Raw genomic sequence first — 18981 nt, 5'->3', positions numbered from 1 at the left:
TGATGAGCCCAATTGAAATCGGGCCGGGCAAGATGGCATTGGATGTAATGCCTGCCGGAATGGCAAACCAGTAATTTCTGATTGATACGTCACCGCATATTGAAAGTAGAGGGCAAGATGAGCAACGAACTCGCAGGTCTGATCAAGGCCGATCTGGCAGCACTGAGTAATGACGCGCGCGCCCTGGGCGCCAGTATCGCGCCCGCCGCCCAGTTCGGCGCAGGGGAACAATCCGGCTTCTCGTTTGCGCAAAGCATGAAAGACGCCATCGGCAAGGTCAACGGCGACGACCGCCTGGCCGCGCAAAAAATGAGCGACGTCGACAGCGGCAAGAGCGACGACATGGTCGGCGCCATGCTGGCCAGCCAGGAAGCGAGCCTGTCCTTCTCCATGTTGATGCAAGTGCGCAACAAGGTCATGGGCGCCGTCGACGAACTCATCAAACTGCCTCTGTAATCTTCACGTCCTGATCCACGCCCAGCCTCCCAGCGAAAGTTACCCCAAGTGATTACCACCATGAAGTCCGCATTTGCGCGCTGGCGCCCAGGCGCCCAGCCCGCCATCCCGCCCGCCCTGCTGAAAAACCTGGTTCCCATCGTCGTGCTGGCCATCGGCATCACCGCCATGGTGACCATGTACGCGTGGCGCGACCAGGCCAACTACAAGCCGGTGTTTGGCGCGCGCGAAAAAGTGGCCGTGACGGACATGATGGCCACCCTGGACGCCGAGCACATCCCCTACCGTTTGCATCCGGACAGCGGCCAGGTGCTGGTGCCCGACGCCATGCTGGGCAAGGTGCGCATGCTGCTCGCGTCGAAAGGCGTGACGGCGCAGCTGCCGGCCGGCCTGGAGCTGATGGACAAGAATGACCCGCTGGGCGTGTCGCAATTCGTGCAGGACGTGCGCTTCCGCCGCGGCCTGGAAGGCGAACTGGCGCAAAGCATCATGACGATGGACGCGATCGCTTCGGCGCGCGTCCATCTGTCGATTGCCAAGTCGACGTCGTTCGTCGCCAGCGATGGCGACAAATCGTCGGCTTCCATCGTCGTGGCACTGAAACCGGGCCGCACCCTGGCGCCGGAACAGATCGCCGCCGTCATCAACATGGTGGCCGGCAGCGTCGCCAGCCTGGCGCCCACGCGCGTGAGCCTGGTCGACCAGGGCGGCAACCTGCTGTCCTCGCACGTCGACCTGACGGACGGCTTCGATGCTTCGGCCGCCGGCAATGAAGGCGCGAAACGCTTCCAGGATGACATCCGCCGCAACGTCACCGGCTTGCTGGGTCCCGTCATCGGCGAAGACAACTTCAAGCTCAGCGTGACGGCCGCCGTGAACAACGACCGCGTGGACGAAACGCTGGAAAAATACGGCGAAGCCCCGAAAGTGACGAGCGAGGCGATGCGCGAAGAGCAGGAACGCAACCGCACCGTGGCCGGCATTCCCGGCAGCCTGTCGAACCGTCCGCCAGCGGCCGCCGTGCCGGCACCGGCCGACGCGGCCGGTGCCGCACCCGCCGATGGCGCGCCGAAGCCGTCCGACGATGGCACGGCCCGCAAGAACGCCACCACGCGCCAGTACGCGTATGACCGCAGCATCACGCAGATCAAGCGCAGCCGCGGCCGCCTGGAAAAACTCAGCGTCGCCGTCGTCCTCAACAGCGCCGCCGCACCGAATCCGAAAACGGGCTGGACCCCTGCCGAACTGGGCAATATCGAAAAAATGCTGACCAGCGGCCTGGGCATCAGCGCCCAGCGCGGCGACAGCCTGAGCCTGACGGCGCTGGCCTTCCCTGCCAAGCCGCCTGTGGCGCAATGGTGGGAAGAACGCGACACCGTCGTCGATTTCAGCGGCTGGCTGCTGTACGCGCTGGGCGCCGTGCTCGGCTACTTCCTGATCCTGCGTCCGCTGCTGCGCCTGCTGACCTCGCGCCTGGCGCCGCCGCCGCTGAAACAGCTCGATCCGGCCCTGGCGCTGGGCGGCAGCAACGCCGCTGCGGCCGCCAATGGCGCGGCCGCTGCCGGCGCGCCGGCCCTGGGCGTGAACGGCAACCCGCTGGCGCTCGAAGGCGAGGCCGGCGCCGGCAGCATGCCGGTCGTGCCGCTGCTGGAAAACTATGACTTGCCGCCACCAGGCTCGGCGGTCGACGTGATGGTCGACCACCTGAAAGTGCTGGCGGAAAAAGAACCCGAGCGTGTCGCCGAAGTCGTCAAACAATGGATGCAGAAAAATGGCCGAACTCAACAACAGTAATCCCTCCGACGGCGCCGAATACGAAAGCGCCAGTCTGAATCCCGTGGAACAGGCCGCCATCGTGCTGCTGAGCATCGGCGAAGAGCAGGCCGCCAACGTGCTGCGCTGCCTGTCGCGTGAAGAATTGCTGGAAGTCACGCAAGTGATGTCGCGCATGAGCGGCATCAAGGTCGAATCCGTGAAAACGGCCATGCAGACCTTCTTCGACGACTACCGCCAGCAAAGCGGCGTGCATGGCGCCTCGCGCAGCTACCTGAAGCGCTCGCTGGACATGGCGCTGGGCAGCGATATCGCGAATAGCGTGCTGAACAATATTTATGGCGATGCGATCCGTCCCAAAATGGCGCGCCTGCAGTGGGCTTCGCCAAAGTGGCTGGCCGAATACATCGTCAACGAGCACGTGCAGATGCAAGCTGTGTTCCTGGCCTTTTTGCCGCCCGCGCTGGCCGGCCAGATCCTCGACGCCCTGCCCGTCGAAGGCCGCGACCTGGTCTTGCTGAACCTGGCACGCCTGGACGAGATCGACCGCGACCTGCTGGTCGAGCTCGACGAGCTGGTGGGCCGCTGCCTGGGCACGCTCGACACGCAAAGCACCAGCGTGGAAGGCATCCGCCAGGCGGCCGAGATTCTCAACCGCATGCCGGGCAACCGCGCCGCGCTGGTTGAACTGCTGCGCGCGCACGACCCGGACGTCGTCTCGGAAATCGAACTGAGCATGTACGACTTCCTGATCCTGGCCACGCAGAGCGATGTCACGCTCACGCGCATCCTGGAAGACGTGCCGATGGAACAGTGGGCGATCGCACTCAAGGGCGCGGAACCGTCGATCCGCGACGCCGTGCTGAAAACCATGCCGCGCCGCCAGGCGCAGAGCTTCGAAGACATGATGCGCCGCTCGGGCCCCGTGCCGCTGTCGCGTATCGAACAGACGCGCCAGGAAATCATGGCCACCGTCAAGGGCCTCGCCGATGCGGGCGAGATCGAAGTGCAACTGTTTGCTGAAGCGGTGATCGAATGAAACATTTCCGCTCGTATCGTTTCCCGCCGCTGTCGCAATTCATCGCCGCCGGCCAGCGTGCCTCCAACGAGGACACGGATGGCCAGTGGCAGGCGTCCGTCTCGGAAGGCTTCGAGCAGGGCCAGCGCGACGGCTACGAAGTGGGCCTGGTGCAAGGCCAGCAGGACGGCTACGACACCGGACGCAACGACGGCATGGCGCAGGGCCGCGAAGAAGGCCGCAATGAAACCCTGGTGGCGCTGGACCGCCTGGCGCGCCCCGTCGACGCCATCTTGCGCGACCTGAAAAAAGTGCGCGCCGATTACCGCGAAGCGCAGCGCAAGGAAGTGGTCGACCTGGTGGCCAAGGTGGCGCGCCAGGTGATCCGCGCGGAACTGGCGCTGCAGCCGGTGCAATTGCTGGCCCTGGTCGACGAGACCCTGGCCTCGATGCCGCCCACGCGCGAGGAAATCGACGTCTTCCTCAATCCGGAAGAATTGAAACGCATCAGCGAACTCGATCCGAAGCGCGCCAAGCGCTGGAACCTGATCGCCGACGCGCGCCTCGACGCGGGCGAATGCCGCATCAAGGCGGGCGACAATGAAGTCGACGCGGGCTGCCATCAGCGCCTGTCGGCCTGCATGGAGCAGGTCAGCAGCCACCTGGCGCTGGCCGCCGAACACGCGGATCAAGGCGCGCCCGCATGATCGCCGACACGCTGCGCAGCTTCGAGATCGGCGATATCCCGGTCGCGACACCGACCGGCCGCCTGGTCGGCGCTTCCGGCCTGCTACTGGAAAGCGCCGGCTGCCGCCTGCACACGGGCCAGCGTTGTCAAATTGAAACTGTGAACGGCGAGTGGCTCGACGCGCAAGTCGTCGGTTTCCGCGAAAAACTGTCTTACCTGATGCCGTTCAAGAAGGCGACGGGACTGACCACGGGCGCGCGCGTACTGCCCTTGCCCGACAAGGCCAGCCTGCAGATCGGCCCGTCGTGGCTGGGCCGCATGGTCAATGGCCTCGGCGAGCCGATCGACGACCTGGGCCGCCTCGGTGGCGAACACATCCTGGAAGTGACGCCGCCGAAGGTCAATCCCCTGAAGAAACAACCAGTGGTCGAGCCGCTCGACGTGGGCGTGCGGGCCATCAACAGCATGCTGACCCTGGGCAAGGGCCAGCGCGTGGGCCTGATGGCCGGTTCCGGCGTGGGCAAGAGCGTGCTGCTGGGCTTGATCACGCGCCAGACGGTGGCCGATGTCGTCGTCGTCGGCCTGATCGGCGAACGGGGCCGCGAAGTGCGCGAATTCGTCGAAAAGTCGCTGGGCGCCGAAGGTCTCAAGAAGGCCGTGCTGGTGATCGCGCCGGCCGATGAATCGCCGCTGATGCGCATCATGGCGACCGAACTGTGCCATTCCATCGCCGCCCATTACCGCGACCAAGGCAAGCACGTGCTGCTGCTGGTCGATTCGCTGACGCGCTATGCGATGGCCTTGCGCGAAGTGGCGCTGGCCCTGGGCGAGCCGCCGGCCACGCGCGGCTATCCGCCGTCCGTCTTCTCGAACTTGCCGCAACTGGTGGAAAGCGCCGGCAATGGCGCCCACCCGGAAGGCAGCATGAGCGCCATCTACACGGTGCTGGCCGAAGGCGACGACCAGCAGGACCCGGTGGTCGACACGGCGCGCGCGATTCTCGACGGCCACATCGTGCTCACGCGCGAACTGGCCGAGCGGGGGCACTACCCCGCCATCGACATCGCCGCCTCGATCAGCCGCTGCATGGCGCAGGTGATCACGCCCACCCACATGCAGGCGTCGCGCGCGCTGAAAGCGTCGATGGCGCGCCATGCGCGCGTGCGCGACCTGATCCCGCTGGGCGCCTACGTGCCCGGTGCCGACCCGATCACCGACCGCGCCGTGCAGTTGCACGCGCCCATCGAAGCGTTCCTGTGCCAGGGCACGAAGGAAGAAGCGCCGATGGCGCCGTGCATCGAACAACTTGAACAGATCATGGGCTAGGAGCATACGTGAGCAACGCGCATACCATCCGCAACCTGACCACCCTGGTCGGCCTGCGCAGCACCGAAGTGGAACGCCTGCAAAGCGAAATGGCGGCGCAGACGGCCGTGCGCGAGCGCTACCAGAAAAACCTGGAACGCCTGACGGGCCTGTATACGGATAGCGGTCCCAGCGGCGCCCTGCCCCTGGCCCTGTCCGTCAACTGCGGCAACTTCAAGCAGGCCGTCATGCAGATGGCCGACCAGCACCGTACCGACTTGCATTTGCACGAAGCCAACATGGCCGTTTCGCAACGCGCCCTGAATACGGCCTGGGCCAAGCGCGAGGTGCTGGACCAGGTGCTGACACAAAAACAAAAGCATGTTGCGAACGAGCAACAACGTGTCGATGCCAAGCGACAAGACGAACTGGCGACGCAATTCTGGTTCCGCGGACAGGTAAAATGAGTTTGTGTAAGTTTCTTTCAGGAAAACTTCACGAAACGGGAATGGGGGTCGCCTTGTACCGGTATATCCCTTTATTCAGGAGTCTGGCATGGCAAACGTAATTACCGCACCACGATACGATCCGCTCGTCACAGCAGAACAGCTGGCGACCAAATCGGTGGCCGCGCAAAAGGCAGCACTGGCGGCTCAGACCACGCTGGCCAACAATACCACTAGCGCGCTGAGCAGCCTGAAGTCGGCCATCTCGGCATTCCAGCTGGCAATGACGACCATGACGTCCAGCAAATCCGTGCTGAGCCAGTCCGCCACCTTCAGCAATACCGCCTATGGCACGGGCACGGCCGGCATCAAGGCGGCGCCAGGCAGCTACGCGTTCTTTGTCGAACAGCTGGCCACGGCCAGCCAGACGTCGTATGGCGGCTTGAGCAGCACCACGCCCGCCAACGGCGGCAACATGACCATCCGCATCGGCGACCCGCTGGCCGCCGTGACCGCCGACAACGCCTTCGACATCGACCTGGCAGCCGCCAACAAGGATGGCGACGCCTATTTGACGCCGCAGGAACTCGCCGCCGCCATCAATGGCAACAGCAAGAACAATGCGCGCGTCACCGCTTCCGTCATCAATATCGGCAACCAGGCGCAACTGGTGCTGACGTCGAATCTCACCGGCGTGGCCAATGCCGTCTCGATCGACACCAGCAGCGTGACGGATCCGGCGCTGCAGACAGCGCTGCAGAGCGACATCAAAGCCATCGCGGCGCCGAAGGATGCCATCGTCTGGCTGGGCGCCCAGGGCACCGGCACCAAAATTACCCAGGCATCGAATACCTTCACCAACGTGCCCGACGTGAAAATGACCTTCACCAAGGCCATGACGGCAGGCGAGAGCCCGATCACCGTGACCGTCGGCACCGACAACACGGGCACCATCGCCAATGTGCAAGCCTTCGTCGACGCCTACAACAAGCTGAAAAGCGTGATGGATGGCTTGGCCAGCCCCGGCAATCCGGAAAAGAATATCGCCGCCGGCCTCTTTGCCCACGACTCCGGCCTGAACGCCCTGCGCACCAGCATGGGCGATGCCCTGCGCCTGAGCGTCGATGGCGTATCGCTGGTGGCGTATGGCATTACCGCCCAGCGCGACGGCACGATCAGCCTCAATACCGCCAAGCTGACGGCCAAGCTGGCGGACAATCCTGGCGGCCTGGACAAACTGTTCGGCAATAACAGCCTGTCGGCCCCTGCCGGCGTGCTCGGCGGCCTGGACAAGGTGCTGGGACAGTGGAGCAATGTCACCAAGGGCCAGATCACCCAACGCATGGCAGCGACGGACAAGTTGCAGAAAAGCCTGGCCAAGAGCGCCGAGCGTCTGACCAACCAGTACAACACTGCGTACAGCCGTTTCCTGGATCAGTATTCCCGCCTGCAGGTATTGCAGGAGCAAATGACCCGGAATTCCGACATGTTCGATGCCATGTTTAATGACAGTAAATCCTAAGGCGGACGTGCCTGCCGCGCCGCCACAGTTAACATAGCGAGAAGATAATCATGTTGAACAATGAAGCTTACGGCAGCTACCACGCCGTCAACCTGGATTCCCAGACCGCCCGTGCCACACCGGTCGAGCTGGTACTGGTGCTGACGGACGGCCTGCTGGAAGAACTGGCGCGCGCGCGCGGGCACATCGTGGGCAAGCGCTACGAGCAAAAGGCCATCAGCCTGGACAAGTGCACGCAGATCATCAACGGTTTGTCGAGCTCGCTCGATTTCGACAATGGCGGCGAAGTGGTGGTCAACCTGGCGCGCCTGTACGACTATTGCGTGGCGCGCCTGTACACGGCCGGCATCAAGCTGGACCCGGCCCTGATCGACGAAGTGACGACCTTGATGACGACCATCAAGCGCGGCTGGGTGGGCGTCCAGGCCAACAATGCCTAGGCGCGCGGCGCTGCAGCAGCTGAGCCGGCAATTGAGCGCGGCGGTCGCTCAGCCGGACTGGGATGCGATGGAAAAACTTTCGGCCAGCCTGGCGAAAAACATCCCGCTGCTGGCCGAACGGGGCGCATGGAATGCGCTGGAACAAACAGAATTGTTGCATTTGCGCAAAATTCACGCGCAAGCGGTTAAAATTTGCTCTGAGGAAAAAGAACGCCTGGGCTTACACCTGGGTGCATTACAGGCAAATAAGGAAGGTTGGGTCGCCTACGCCGCGCTCGGCGAATACGACTCGGACGGGAATCAAGCATGATCATGAACTTCAACACGGCACCGGCCGCTCCGGCACCGGCGGCCCCAGCCGCACCAGCACCGGCGACAGCGCCGTCACAAGCCGCCGCCTTGCCCGGCGCGCCCGCCTATGGCGGCACTGGCGCCGCCCCCTCCGCCCTGCCCCTGTTTGCGCAGGTGCTCGATGTGACCGGCGTGGCAACGGCCGACGCCGACACGCCCGCGCCCGCCAAGGACGGCGATACCGACAGCCCGGCCGACAGCGGCCTGCCAGCCATGGCCGCCCCCGTCATCGGCTTGCCGGTAACCATGCCGCCGGCGGACGCCGCCGCGGCCGAAGCACGCGCCTACGCGCAGGCGCAAGTACAGACACAAGCACAGACACAAGTGCAGGCGAATGTGGCGCAAGCCAACCCGGCACTCAACATCAGCCTGCATCCTGCGGCGATCACCTTGAATGCGCCGGCAACGGCGCCGGCGCCAAGCCGCGACACGCGCGAGCCGCTGGCCGCCGCCAATCCGGCGACGCCCGCCAAAGGCGGCGCGCCGGCACAGCCGTTCGAATCGCTGCTGCAGCAAAGCGCTCCTGCCACAGCCGTCGCAGCCCCTGCCGTCGCCGCAGTTGCGGCGCGCGAGGGCGAACGTGGCGCCGTAGCGCCGGCCACGCCCAACCTGGGCCTGACGGGCGCCATCGGCAATACAGCCACGGCGGCCCCGGCCGGCGACACCATCAAACTCAACGGCCCAGCCCAGCAATGGCAGGAACCGCTGCGCGAAGCGCTGGGTGAACGCCTGCAGACGCAGATCGGCCGCAACAGCGAACACGCGACGATCCGCCTCGACCCGCCCATGCTGGGACGCATTGAAATTTCCATCCGCCACACGGCCGGTGCGCTGCAGGTGAACGTCACGGCGTCGAACTCGGAAGTGTTGCGCCAGTTGCAAGGCATCGGCGAAAACATGCGCAGCGACCTGGCGCAGCGCCAGTACACCGACGTGGCCGTCAATATCAGCGCCACCCCGCGCAGCCCCGCCGCCCAGGCGTTTGCCGAAGGCGATGCGCGCGGCCAGCGTCAACCGGGCCGCCAGCACGATGATGCCGAACCGGGCCGCGCCCTGTCCGACGGCAGCACTGCCGCCACCACTTACGCCATGCACGAGCGAGAGACCGCCTGATGAATATGAAAATGAAACTGATAGCCGGCTTTGTCGGCGTGGCCGTGCTGGCCGCCGGTGCGGCTGGCGGCGCCATGTGGTATTTGGCCAAGCCGGTCGCCGGCCATGCCGATGCGGCCGAAGCGAAAGCCCCGCCGCCGCCGGCCACGGGCAAGAAGGCGCGCAAGTTCCTCACGCTCGACAAAGTCATCGTGATGCTGCGCCGCGGCCCCGGCGAAGGCGAAACGCATTATCTGTCGGCCGACCTGGTGATCGCCACCACCGAGGAAAAGGAAAAACTGACGAAGGACCACTTGCCGCTGATGCGCTCGATCGCCGTCAGCACCCTGTCGAGCTTTCCGCTGGACAAGGCGCAGACCATGACCGTAGAGCAATATGCCGAGCAGATCAACAAGGCCTTCAACGTCAGCTACGAGCGCGAACAGATGGAAAAACCGTTCACCGAAGTCATGGTCGGCAAGCTGATCATTGAATAAGCCAACACGCCAGCCGACCTAGTGGGAGATCCCTTGGCCTATGTAGAGCAATACCAGGAAGCGTACGGCGCCGGCGAATATGCCGCCGCCAGCGCTTGCGCGGCCGTGCTCAGCGTTGCTGAAGAGCAACAACATCTGGTGGCGTACTCCCCTTTGGTGAAACGCATCGTGCGCCAGCTCAATTCGCAGGTGTCGGGCGCCATCGACCGCGACGACATGGAACAGATTGGCCTGATGGGCTTGCTCGAAGCCTTGCGCCGCTACGGCGTGCCGGACCAGTCTTTCGGCAGCTATGCCAGCCTGCGCATCCGCGGCGCCATCCTCGACGAACTGCGGCGCCAGGACTGGCGTCCGCGCGCCGTGCGCCAGGAAAGCCACCGCCTGCGCGACAGCGTGCGCGCCCTGACCCGCCGCCTGGGACGCGAGCCGCTGGACGCGGAAATCATGGCCGCCCTGAAGCTGACGCCGGAAGCCTTCCAGGAATATCAATTGGCGGAAAACGCCGAGCTGATCGCCAGTTTCGACGAAGTGCTGCAGGAAAGCCTGGGACAGGCTGACAGCGCGCCTAGCCCGGAAGAGCAATTGATGGTGCGGCGCAGCCTGGAGCAGGCGCTGCGCGCGCTCGACGAACGCGAGCAGCGCGTGATCCAGATGTATTACGAATTCGAACTGAGCTACAAAGAAATAGCCGCCGTGCTGGACCTGAGCGACGCCCGCGTCTGCCAGCTCAACAAGACGGCGCTGGGCAAGATGAAAGCCATGCTGCAAGACGCATAAGTTTCAGCACTATCCATCAAATTGACGCAGCACAATGACGCAGAAAGGCAGTTGACATGGTAATTATCGGTATCTTAATCGTGATGGGGTGTGTATTCGGAGGCTTCGCCCTGATGGGCGGCACCGTCCACGCGATCTGGCAACCGGTCGAGTTGATCATCATCATCGGCGCCGCCGTCGGCGCCCTGGTGCTGGGCAACCCGAAGCATGTACTCGGTGAAATGCTGCACCAGATGCGCAAGATCGTCACGCACAAGAAGCAAGGCTCGGAATTCCAGCGCCAGTTGCTGCTGCTGATGTATGAACTGCTGCAAACGGCCGCCGGCGGCCTGAAGGCGCTCGACGCCCACGTCGAGGCGCCCCGCGAAAGCGCCCTGTTCCAGCGCTATCCGCTGGTGCTGGAAGAGCCGAAGCTGCTGGCCTTCATCGTCGACAACTTCCGCTTGATGGCGATGGGCAAGATCAACGCGCATGAACTCGAAGGCGTGCTGGAGCAGGAACTGGAAGCCATCCACGATGAATTGCTGCAACCGTCGAAGTCCTTGCACAAGATCGCCGAAGCGATGCCCGGTTTCGGTATTCTGGCCGCCGTTCTCGGTATCGTGATGGCCATGAATTCCGTGGCCGACGGCGCCGATGCGGCGGAAATTTCGGAAAAAGTGGGCGCCGCCATGGTCGGCACCTTCATCGGTATTTTCTTCTGCTACGGCGTGCTCGATCCGATGTGCAACATGATGAAGCAGCTGGTGGGCGAGGAAGGCTCGACCATGGAGTGCGTGAAGGTCGTGCTGGTCACGCACGTGGCGGGCAAACCGCCGCTGCTGGCCATCGATGCGGGCCGCCGCCTGGTGCAGCTGAACATCAAGCCGAGCTTCGCCCAGCTGGAAAGCTGGATCAATGCGCTGGAAGATGGCGGCGCCGAACAAGAGCAAGGCCAAGGCCGGGGAGGCCGCCGTGCTAAAGCCGCATGAGAAACATGAACAGGCCATCATCAAGCGTGCGGGACGCAAGCACGACGACGATGGCCACGGCGGCGCCTGGAAAGTAGCGTTCGCCGACTTTTGCCTGGCCCTGCTGTCGCTGTTCCTCGTGCTGTGGCTGATGGCCGCGCGCGAGCAGCAGGCGATGAAGGAAATCATGATGGATGCGTCCGCCAGCAGCCGCCAGGGCGAAGGCCAGGGCGTCATGCCGGAACAGAGCGGCGGTCCGCGCGGCAGCCTGATCGAGCGCTTCCCCATGCCCCGCAAGGGCTCGGGCGACACGCGCACGGAAGGCAAGCAGATGCAAGACGGCAAGGCCGGCGCAGCGCCGCAAAACCAGACCAAGGTCAGCTACCAGTCGCCGGAAGACTTGCTGTCGCTGTCGCGCGCGCTCGACAAGCTCAGCGACGAAGCTGGACTGAAGAGCAACCTGCAATCGGTGATCACGCCGTACGGCTTGCGCGTCATGTTGCACGATACGGACAAGCAAGGCATGTTCGTGCGCGGCAGCGCCGTGCCGACCGACCGTTTCCGCAAGCTGCTGCGCCAGATGGGCCCCGTGTTTGCGCAAATGGAAAACCAGATGCTGATCGTCGGCCACACGGACTCGATGCAATACGCCAATACCGGCTATGAAGGCTTTTCGAACTGGACCCTGTCGGCCAACCGCGCCATGTCGGCGCGCGCGCAATTGTTGATCGGCAGCATGAGTCCGGACAGCGTGCTGCAAGTGGTGGGCATGGCCGACCGCGCGCCGCTGGACGTGAAAAATGCCAGCGCCGGCATCAACCGCCGCATCGAACTGTTAATATTGACGCGTGGCCAGGCCGACAGCATCGCCGCCATGTTCGGCATGGCCGGACAAAAGCCGCAAGGCGACGAATTGCAGGTGGGTGAACCGGACTCCGGCACCCTGCAACGGCTGCGCGAAAAACTGGGCCTGCCCGCAAAGAAAGATCGGGACGAGCATGCAAATTAAGGGCAAGGGACAACGTATGAAAATCTCCTCCGGCAATACCGGTGCTGCCGTGCGCAGCAGCGCCGTCGCGCCTGCCGAGGCGATCGCCGAGAACGCGGGCGCCGCGGGCGCCATGGGCGGCTCGTCGGCCGGGGCGGAACTGCAATCGGCCGTGCTGCAACCGGCCATGGCCGCCCTGCGCGCCATGCCCGAGATCGACCATGAAAGAGTGGCCATGCTGCGCGATGCGCTGGCCAAGGGCGAATTGCCGTTCGATCCATCGAAACTGGCAGGCTTGATCCAGCGTTTCCACGGCGGTGAGTCGTGACCGCGCCGCGCAAGGGCATCACGCGCCAGGAAGCCGTGCGCCGCGTGCTGCAAGGCATGACGGAGGACCGCGCCGGCTATGCCGCCCTGCAAACCTTGCTGGAAGAGCAATTCCAGGCCACCTTGCACCACCAGAGCGCCCGGCTGACGGCGCTGGCCGACCAGGTCGTCGCCGCCGTCGAACCGCTCGATGCGCGCCGCCGCCAGCGGGTCAGCCTCGTCACTGCGCTGCTGGGCCCGCAAGGCGATATGGCGCAATTGTTTGCGCTGTTGCAAGAAGACGCGCGTACGACCGCCCAGCGCGACTGGGCCGCGCTCGAGCAGATGGTGCTCGAATGCAAGCGCCTGAATGCCCGCAACAGCGATTTATTAACAGAGCAGTACAGCATCATGCAGCGCGTGCTGCATGGCGAGGAAGATACGTATGCGCCAGGCTGATTTCCTGACCACCCGCGCCACGGCGGCCACGCCATCGACGGCGGCCACCTCCGCCGTGCAGAGCAATATGCGCGCCACCGACGCCACCGGCTCCACCAGTTCCGGCGGCGGCTTCAGCAGCGTGTTCCGGCAAGTGCAGGGCGAAGTGGCCCGTTTCATCGAACAGGGCGGCGGCAACGCCACCAGCCTGAGCCCGCAAGGACGCGCCTACCTGGAGCAAAGCCAGCCCGTCAATGTGCTGGGCAGCATCAACCAGGGCGGCGAGATCGGCGAGACGCAGCAGCAATTCCTCGCCTCGATCAAGCCGTGGACGGAAGAAACGGGCGCACGCCTGGGCGTGGCGCCGGAAATCGTCGCCGCCCACGCGGCGCTGGAATCGGGCTGGGGCCAGCGTCCGCTGCGCCAGGGCACGGGCGCGGACACGAATAATCTGTTCGGCATCAAGGCCGGCGGCAAATGGCAGGGCGACGTGGCCAGCAACATGACGACCGAGTACGAAGCGGGCAGCGGCACGGCGCTGAAGAAGACCGAGCGTTTCCGCAGCTACCCGGACCAGGCCAGCGCCTTCCGCGACTATGCGCAAGTGTTGCTCGACAACCCACGCTACCGCGCCGCCCTGAACACGGGCGCCGACGCGGGCGCCTTCGCGCAAGGCCTGGCGCGCGGCGGCTATGCCACCGATCCCAACTACGCCGCCAAGCTGACGCAGCTGGCGACACGTCTGCAGCGCACGGCCGCCGCGGACTGATCTCCTTAACGGCCGGGAATATCGGCCGGTTCCACCACGCCCGCATCGACCACCCTGGCGCGTATCACCGTGCCGCTGGTGGCGTTGCGCACGCGGATCACCTCGCCCAGCGCGCCCGGATCCATCGCTTCGCCGGCCATGCTCACTTCCACCTGTTCCTTGCGCGCCACGATGCTGACCGCACTGCCCCGCTTGATCAGCACGGGCGACGCGAGCTGCCCCTGGCGCAGCACTTCGCCGGCACGCAAGCTGCGCCGGCTCGACAGGCCAATCGCGCCGGGCAAGGAGGCAATACTGTCCGGCACCATCGTCACGTCGCGCCGCGCCAACGTCACGTCGCCCGATTGCAACCGCGTATTGGCCGTGACGGGCACGCTGGTAACGGCCACCTGGGCCGTGATGCTGCCGCGTGCCAGCATTTCGTAACGCCAACCGTTGCTTCCAGGACACACCGCGACAAAGCGCATGCGCTGCGCCGAGCGGCTGTCCGCTGTCTCCAGCGCCACGGGCGCCGCGCACGCCGGCACTGGGCGCGTGCTTTTCACGACGGCCACCTGAAACTGGGGTTCCAGCAGCCCCGCCTTGTCTGCCTGCTGCGCCAATTGCTCACGCGCCAACTGTTCCACACGTGAAAATATATTGTCGGCTGGCAATTCTGCGCGACCTGCACTACTATATAGGCTGGCCAGTAAAAAGAGGCCTGGAAGCAGTATTTGACGACATTGCGCCTTGTTCCACATCACGAAATAGTTCTCAAAGTAAATCATTGCTAACCTTAATCAAAGATACTGAAGCGGCATGACCTTACCATGCGTCAACATGACCTGGCTGAGATTTTACCTCTGCACCACCTGTTTTCTGGCCCGAACCGCAAAAAGCACGATCGAATTCAACACAAAGGATGACCATGGGGATTAATTTCAAGGATGCGCTGGGCGTGCACGCCGATGCACTCGCGCTGCGTGCCGACCGTACACGCGTGCTGGCGGCCAACATCGCCAATGAAAACACGCCCGGCTTCCAGGCCATGGACATGGATTTCGGCAGCGCCCTGCAACAGTTGCAGGACAACGAGGCCGGCCTGCTGTCGACCGATGACGATGCGAGCGCCCTGTACCGCGTCCCCTACCACCCTAGCCGCGACGGCAATACCGTCGAAATCGGTGTCGAGCAGGCGGCATTCTCGCAGAATGCCACCGACTTCCAGACCAGCCTCACTTTCGTCAACATGAAACTGAAGGGTCTGTCCAAGGCCATTTCCGGACAATAAGGATCAGCATGAGCTTCCAGGATATTTCCAAGATCGCCGGTTCGGCGATGGCGGCGCAAACCGTGCGCCTCAATACCATCGCCAGCAACCTGGCCAATGCCGATTCCGTTGCCGGTTCCGAAGGCGAAACCTATCGCGCGCGCAAACCCGTTTTTGCCGCCGTGATGGACGGCCCTGGCGCCAGCGGTGCCGGCGGGCGCGTGCAGGTGCTCGACGTGGTGCAAAGCGACGAGCCCCTGCGCAAGGTGTACGAGCCGGGCCACCCGATGGCCAATGCCGATGGCATGGTGTTCTACCCCAACGTCAACCAGGTGGCCGAGATGACCGACATGATGTCGGCGTCGCGCGCCTTTGAAACCAATGTCGAAGTTCTGGGCCGCATCAAGTCGATGCAGCAATCGCTCCTCAAATTAGGTGAAGCATAATCCATGGAAACCAATCTCTTTACAAACAATACCAGCGGCAGCGGCAGCAACAGCAATGCGGTCAAGTCGCAAAGCAATGCCACCCAGGATATGTTCACCAAATTGCTGGTCGCCCAGATCAAGAACCAGGATCCCCTGGCACCGACCGATCCGAGCCAGTTCGTCAATCAATTGACGCAGCAGGCGCAGACGGAAGCGATGCAAAACCTGTCGGCGCTGACCAGCGCCAATGCCAGCGTGCTGCAATCGATGCAAGTACTGGCGCTGGGTGCGCAAGTGGGTTCCGAAGTGATGGTCAACAGTGAAACGGTACAGCTCGACAAGAGCAAGGTCAGCGGCAGCATCGCGCTGGCCGCCAGCACCACCAAGACCACGGTGACCCTGAAAGGGCTGGACGACAAGGAATACAAGATCGAACTGGGCGCCAAGTCGGCCGGCACAGTGCCGTTCACCATCGATCCCGTGGCCTTGGGCTTGCCTGCCGGCACCTACAGCATGAAGGTCACCACCAGCGGCGCCGAAAAACCATCGGTCGATATCGCAGGCAAACTCAACAGCGTGCGCCTGTCGTCCGGCGGCAGCATGATACTGAGCGTGTCGAACCTGGGCGAAGTCAACCCTGGCGCGATCACCGGCTTTAACGGCAAGACGGCCTGATCCGCTCGCCCCTTCGTTTCCTGCACACTAATCTCGTCCTTCACTAAAGGAAATCAACATGAGTTTCGACATCGCCCTGTCCGGTATCCAGTCCATCAACCAACAGTTGAACAGCACCAGTAACAATATCGCCAATGCCGGCACCTACGGTTTCAAGAGCAGCCGCGCCAACTTTTCGGCCATGTACGCCGGTTCGCGCGCCACGGGCACGGAAATCGGCTCGATCACGCAAAGCATGTCGCTCAATGGCGGCGTGCTGAACACGGGCCGCGCGCTCGACGCAGCCATCGATGGCCGCGGCTATTTCGTCGCGCGCGATGCGCAAAACACCATGAGCTACAGCCGTGTCGGTATCTTCTCGGCCAGCAATGAAGGCAAGCTGATCGATTCGAACGGCCGCCTGGTACAGGGCTATGCCGCCGTCAAGGGCAGCACCACCCTGGGCACCATGGGCGACATGAACATTCCGACGGGCCAGATTCCCGCCGTGGCGTCGACCAAGCTCGCGTATGCGGCCAACATGTCATCCGAATGGACCATCAAGGCCGTGCCCTTCAACAAGACCAACGAACTGAGCTACAACAGCGCCAAGACCTCGATCGTCTACGATTCGCTGGGCGCCAAGCACTCGCTGGGCCAGTACTTCGTCAAGACGGCAACGGGCGTGGACGTGCACTACACCTTCGACAACGCCGATGTGACACCGGTGACAAGCATGACCTTCGACACGAACGGCAAGCTGGTAACCGGCACGGCCGCCACGCCAGTGCTGCCGACGCCGGCTGGCGCCGCAGCGCTGGCGATCGCCATCGACTACACGGGCACCACCCAGTACGCAGGCGAAGCGACGACCTCGACCGACCGCGCCGACGGCTATGCCTCGGGCACCTACACGGGTGTGGAACTGGCCGATGACGGCTCCGTCGTGGCGAAATACACGAACGGCCAAAAGCAAAGCATCGGCGTGATCGCCCTGGCCACCTTCCCCGACGAAGGCGCGCTGACGGCCGTCAACGATACCAGCTGGGTCGCTTCGACCACGTCCGGCACCGCCATCTATGACCGTCCGGGCGTCGGCATGGCCGGCAAACTGGTGACGAGCTCGCTGGAACAGTCGAACGTCGACATCACTTCCGAACTGGTGGGTCTGATGACGTCGCAGCGTAACTACCAGGCCAACTCGAAGGTCATCTCGACCGAGAACGCCATGCTGCAATCGCTGATGCAAGCGCTGTAATCCACGATACGCAAAGGTAAAGAGCAATGGATGCGCTGATTTATACCGCCATGAGCGGGGCCGACCGTGCCCTGCGGGCACAGCAGGTACACGCCAACAACCTGGCCAATATCGAGACGGGCGGCTTTCGCGCCAACCTGGAAGTGTCCACCGCCCAGCCGCTGCAAAACGGCTATGGCTACGACGACCGCCACATGACGCAGACGCAGTCGAGCGCCATCGGCACGCGCACGGGCGCCATCAAGGAAACGGGACGCGAACTCGACGTGGCCGTCACGGGCCCCGGTTTTCTCGCGGTGCAATGGCAAAACGGCGAAGCCTACACGCGCGCCGGCGCCATGGACCTCGATGAAACGGGCGCGCTGACCATCAACGGCCGGCCTGTGCTGGGCGAAGGCGGCCCCATCACGATTCCCGAGCACACCAGCCTGTCGATCGGCGGCGATGGCACGATTTCCATCCAGGTGCCGGGCACCGCGCAAATGCAGACCGTCGACAAGCTCAAGCTGGTCAATGCGGAATCGGGCGAGCTGACGAAGAACGAGGCGGGCCTGATCGTGGCGCGCAGCGGCGAAGACCTGCAGGCCGACCCGGCGGTACGCCTGCGCGACCGCCATCTGGAAGGCAGCAACGTCTCGGCCGTCGAGGAAATGGTCGCCACCATGAGCCTGAACCGCAGTTTCGAGATGCAGATGAAAATTTTCAAGGCCAGCGACGCGATGACTGAGTCCGGCAACCGCCTGCTGGGCGCCTGAGCCCAACGCCAACCAATTACCAGGAGTAAATCATGAATCCAGCAATGTGGATCAGCAAGACCGGCGTGCAGGCACAAGATGCCAAACTGCAAGCCATCGCGAATAACCTGGCCAACGTCAATACCGTTGGTTTCAAGCGCGACCGCGTCGTCTTCGAAGACCTGTTTTACCAGGTCGAGCAGCAGCCGGGCACGCAGCGCGCCGACAATACCCTCTCGCCATCGGGCGTACAGCTGGGTAACGGTACCCACATGGTGGGCACGCAAAAGGTGTTTACCACCGGCAGCCTGCAAACGACGAGCCGCGAATTCGACGTCGCCATCACCGGCAACGGCTTTTTGCAAGTGCTGCGCCCGAACGGCGAAGCGGCTTACACGCGCGCCGGCCAGTTGAGCCTGAATGAAAACGGCGTGATGGTCAACGCCCAGGGCCTGCCGCTGGTGCCGCAGATCACCGTGCCGAACAACGCCACGGCGATCACCATCGGCGAAAACGGCATGGTCACGGCCACCGTGCCGGGCAATGTCGCCGGCACCGAACTGGGCCAGTTGAACCTTTCCAGCTTCGTCAACCCGACGGGCCTGCTGGCACTCGGCGAAAACCTGTTCCAGGAAACGGCATCGAGCGGCACGCCGACGGAAGGCCGTCCCGGCGAAGGCGCCCTGGGCAAATTGAAGCAGTTCGCGCTGGAAGGCTCGAACGTGCAGGTGGTCGAAGAGATGGTCGACATGATCGCTGCCCAACGCACCTATGAAATGAACACCAAGGTGCTGTCGGCCGCCGACAATATGCTGCAATACCTGGCGCAAGCGGCACGCTGA

24 protein-coding genes are annotated in these 18981 nt (G+C 63.7%); 23 read left to right on the top strand and 1 reads right to left on the bottom strand.

The annotated features are described in order from the left end of the window. The first annotated feature begins 117 nt into the window (after positions 1-117). The 17 genes from IGS55_RS00430 (at position 118) to IGS55_RS00350 (ending at position 13816) form a co-directional block, all read left to right on the top strand. Positions 118-456 (top strand): flagellar hook-basal body complex protein FliE, encoded by a 339-nt coding sequence (locus IGS55_RS00430; RefSeq protein ID WP_230518673.1) that lies wholly within the window; start codon positions 118-120, stop codon positions 454-456. 60 nt (positions 457-516) lie between these two features. Next, complete coding sequence (gene fliF, locus IGS55_RS00425; protein ID WP_230518674.1) at positions 517-2250, top strand: flagellar basal-body MS-ring/collar protein FliF; 1734 nt, start codon at positions 517-519, stop codon at positions 2248-2250. Beyond that, positions 2228-3268 carry a flagellar motor switch protein FliG gene (locus IGS55_RS00420; RefSeq protein ID WP_128139617.1) on the top strand — a complete coding sequence of 347 codons (1041 nt, stop codon included), beginning with the start codon at positions 2228-2230 and terminating at the stop codon, positions 3266-3268. Before fliF ends, IGS55_RS00420 begins: the two co-directional genes overlap by 23 nt. Beyond that, positions 3265-3954: a flagellar assembly protein FliH gene (fliH, locus tag IGS55_RS00415; RefSeq protein WP_034787861.1), complete on the top strand. Its 690-nt coding sequence runs from the start codon at positions 3265-3267 to the stop codon at positions 3952-3954. The genes IGS55_RS00420 and fliH overlap by 4 nt, the downstream gene beginning before the upstream one ends. After that, positions 3951-5261 (top strand): flagellar protein export ATPase FliI, encoded by a 1311-nt coding sequence (fliI, locus tag IGS55_RS00410; protein WP_230518675.1) that lies wholly within the window; start codon positions 3951-3953, stop codon positions 5259-5261. Before fliH ends, fliI begins: the two co-directional genes overlap by 4 nt. An 8-nt stretch (positions 5262-5269) precedes the next feature. After that, positions 5270-5707 (top strand): flagellar export protein FliJ, encoded by a 438-nt coding sequence (locus tag IGS55_RS00405; RefSeq protein WP_051991901.1) that lies wholly within the window; start codon positions 5270-5272, stop codon positions 5705-5707. Between the two features lie 88 nt (positions 5708-5795). After that, positions 5796-7208: a flagellar filament capping protein FliD gene (fliD, locus tag IGS55_RS00400; RefSeq protein WP_230518676.1), complete on the top strand. Its 1413-nt coding sequence runs from the start codon at positions 5796-5798 to the stop codon at positions 7206-7208. 50 nt (positions 7209-7258) lie between these two features. After that, positions 7259-7648, top strand: coding sequence for a flagellar export chaperone FliS (gene fliS / locus IGS55_RS00395; RefSeq protein WP_230518677.1), 390 nt, complete (start codon positions 7259-7261; stop codon positions 7646-7648). Further along, the gene (locus tag IGS55_RS00390; protein ID WP_230518678.1) at positions 7641-7958 is read left to right on the top strand and encodes a hypothetical protein; all 318 of its coding nucleotides are present in this window, start codon (positions 7641-7643) and stop codon (positions 7956-7958) included. The genes fliS and IGS55_RS00390 overlap by 8 nt, the downstream gene beginning before the upstream one ends. After that, entirely contained in the window at positions 7955-9112 is a 1158-nt protein-coding gene (locus tag IGS55_RS00385) for a flagellar hook-length control protein FliK (protein ID WP_230518679.1), read from the top strand. Before IGS55_RS00390 ends, IGS55_RS00385 begins: the two co-directional genes overlap by 4 nt. Before the next feature lie 11 nt (positions 9113-9123). Next, positions 9124-9588 (top strand): flagellar basal body-associated FliL family protein, encoded by a 465-nt coding sequence (locus IGS55_RS00380; RefSeq protein WP_317617251.1) that lies wholly within the window; start codon positions 9124-9126, stop codon positions 9586-9588. Positions 9589-9621: 33 nt separating this feature from the next. Next, on the top strand, positions 9622-10365 hold the full coding sequence (locus IGS55_RS00375; protein WP_046684903.1) for a FliA/WhiG family RNA polymerase sigma factor: 744 nt from the start codon (positions 9622-9624) through the stop codon (positions 10363-10365). A 56-nt stretch (positions 10366-10421) separates the two neighbouring features. After that, positions 10422-11336: a flagellar motor stator protein MotA gene (motA, locus tag IGS55_RS00370; RefSeq protein WP_034757817.1), complete on the top strand. Its 915-nt coding sequence runs from the start codon at positions 10422-10424 to the stop codon at positions 11334-11336. Continuing rightward, positions 11263-12324, top strand: a complete 1062-nt coding sequence (locus tag IGS55_RS00365; RefSeq protein ID WP_051991897.1) for a flagellar motor protein MotB — start codon at positions 11263-11265, stop codon at positions 12322-12324. The genes motA and IGS55_RS00365 overlap by 74 nt, the downstream gene beginning before the upstream one ends. A 16-nt stretch (positions 12325-12340) precedes the next feature. Next, positions 12341-12631, top strand: a complete 291-nt coding sequence (flgM, locus tag IGS55_RS00360; RefSeq protein ID WP_034757812.1) for a flagellar biosynthesis anti-sigma factor FlgM — start codon at positions 12341-12343, stop codon at positions 12629-12631. Then, positions 12628-13068, top strand: coding sequence for a flagellar export chaperone FlgN (gene flgN, locus IGS55_RS00355; RefSeq protein ID WP_230518680.1), 441 nt, complete (start codon positions 12628-12630; stop codon positions 13066-13068). Before flgM ends, flgN begins: the two co-directional genes overlap by 4 nt. Further along, positions 13055-13816, top strand: coding sequence for a glycoside hydrolase family 73 protein (locus IGS55_RS00350; protein WP_230518681.1), 762 nt, complete (start codon positions 13055-13057; stop codon positions 13814-13816). The genes flgN and IGS55_RS00350 overlap by 14 nt, the downstream gene beginning before the upstream one ends. 5 nt (positions 13817-13821) lie before the next feature. Here the strand turns inward: IGS55_RS00350 and flgA are convergent, their stop codons facing one another. Beyond that, positions 13822-14442: a flagellar basal body P-ring formation chaperone FlgA gene (gene flgA, locus IGS55_RS00345; protein ID WP_230518682.1), complete on the bottom strand. Its 621-nt coding sequence runs from the start codon at positions 14440-14442 to the stop codon at positions 13822-13824. 281 nt (positions 14443-14723) lie between these two features. Between flgA and flgB the strand changes: the two genes are divergently transcribed. Genes flgB through flgG form a run of 6 tightly spaced genes read left to right on the top strand, consistent with a single transcriptional unit; the run spans position 14724 to position 18981 of the window. Continuing rightward, positions 14724-15086 carry a flagellar basal body rod protein FlgB gene (gene flgB / locus IGS55_RS00340; RefSeq protein ID WP_034758109.1) on the top strand — a complete coding sequence of 121 codons (363 nt, stop codon included), beginning with the start codon at positions 14724-14726 and terminating at the stop codon, positions 15084-15086. An 8-nt stretch (positions 15087-15094) separates the two neighbouring features. Next, positions 15095-15511: a flagellar basal body rod protein FlgC gene (gene flgC / locus IGS55_RS00335; RefSeq protein ID WP_034757795.1), complete on the top strand. Its 417-nt coding sequence runs from the start codon at positions 15095-15097 to the stop codon at positions 15509-15511. A gap of 3 nt (positions 15512-15514) precedes the next feature. After that, a complete protein-coding gene (locus IGS55_RS00330) occupies positions 15515-16168 on the top strand; it encodes a flagellar hook capping FlgD N-terminal domain-containing protein (RefSeq protein ID WP_230518683.1) in 654 nt (217 codons plus the stop codon). A gap of 58 nt (positions 16169-16226) precedes the next feature. Further along, positions 16227-17405: a flagellar hook protein FlgE gene (locus IGS55_RS00325; RefSeq protein WP_230518684.1), complete on the top strand. Its 1179-nt coding sequence runs from the start codon at positions 16227-16229 to the stop codon at positions 17403-17405. Between the two features lie 26 nt (positions 17406-17431). Beyond that, the gene (locus tag IGS55_RS00320) at positions 17432-18160 is read left to right on the top strand and encodes a flagellar basal body rod protein FlgF (RefSeq protein WP_230518685.1); all 729 of its coding nucleotides are present in this window, start codon (positions 17432-17434) and stop codon (positions 18158-18160) included. Between the two features lie 32 nt (positions 18161-18192). Further along, positions 18193-18981 carry a flagellar basal-body rod protein FlgG gene (gene flgG, locus IGS55_RS00315; RefSeq protein WP_170846442.1) on the top strand — a complete coding sequence of 263 codons (789 nt, stop codon included), beginning with the start codon at positions 18193-18195 and terminating at the stop codon, positions 18979-18981.

This window comes from Janthinobacterium sp. EB271-G4-3-2 (assembly GCF_020858035.1).
Classification (GTDB): Bacteria; Pseudomonadota; Gammaproteobacteria; order Burkholderiales; family Burkholderiaceae_D; genus Janthinobacterium; species Janthinobacterium aestuarii.
The sequence above is the reverse complement of the archived record's forward strand: the minus strand, read 5'-3'. Positions and strand labels throughout refer to the sequence as shown.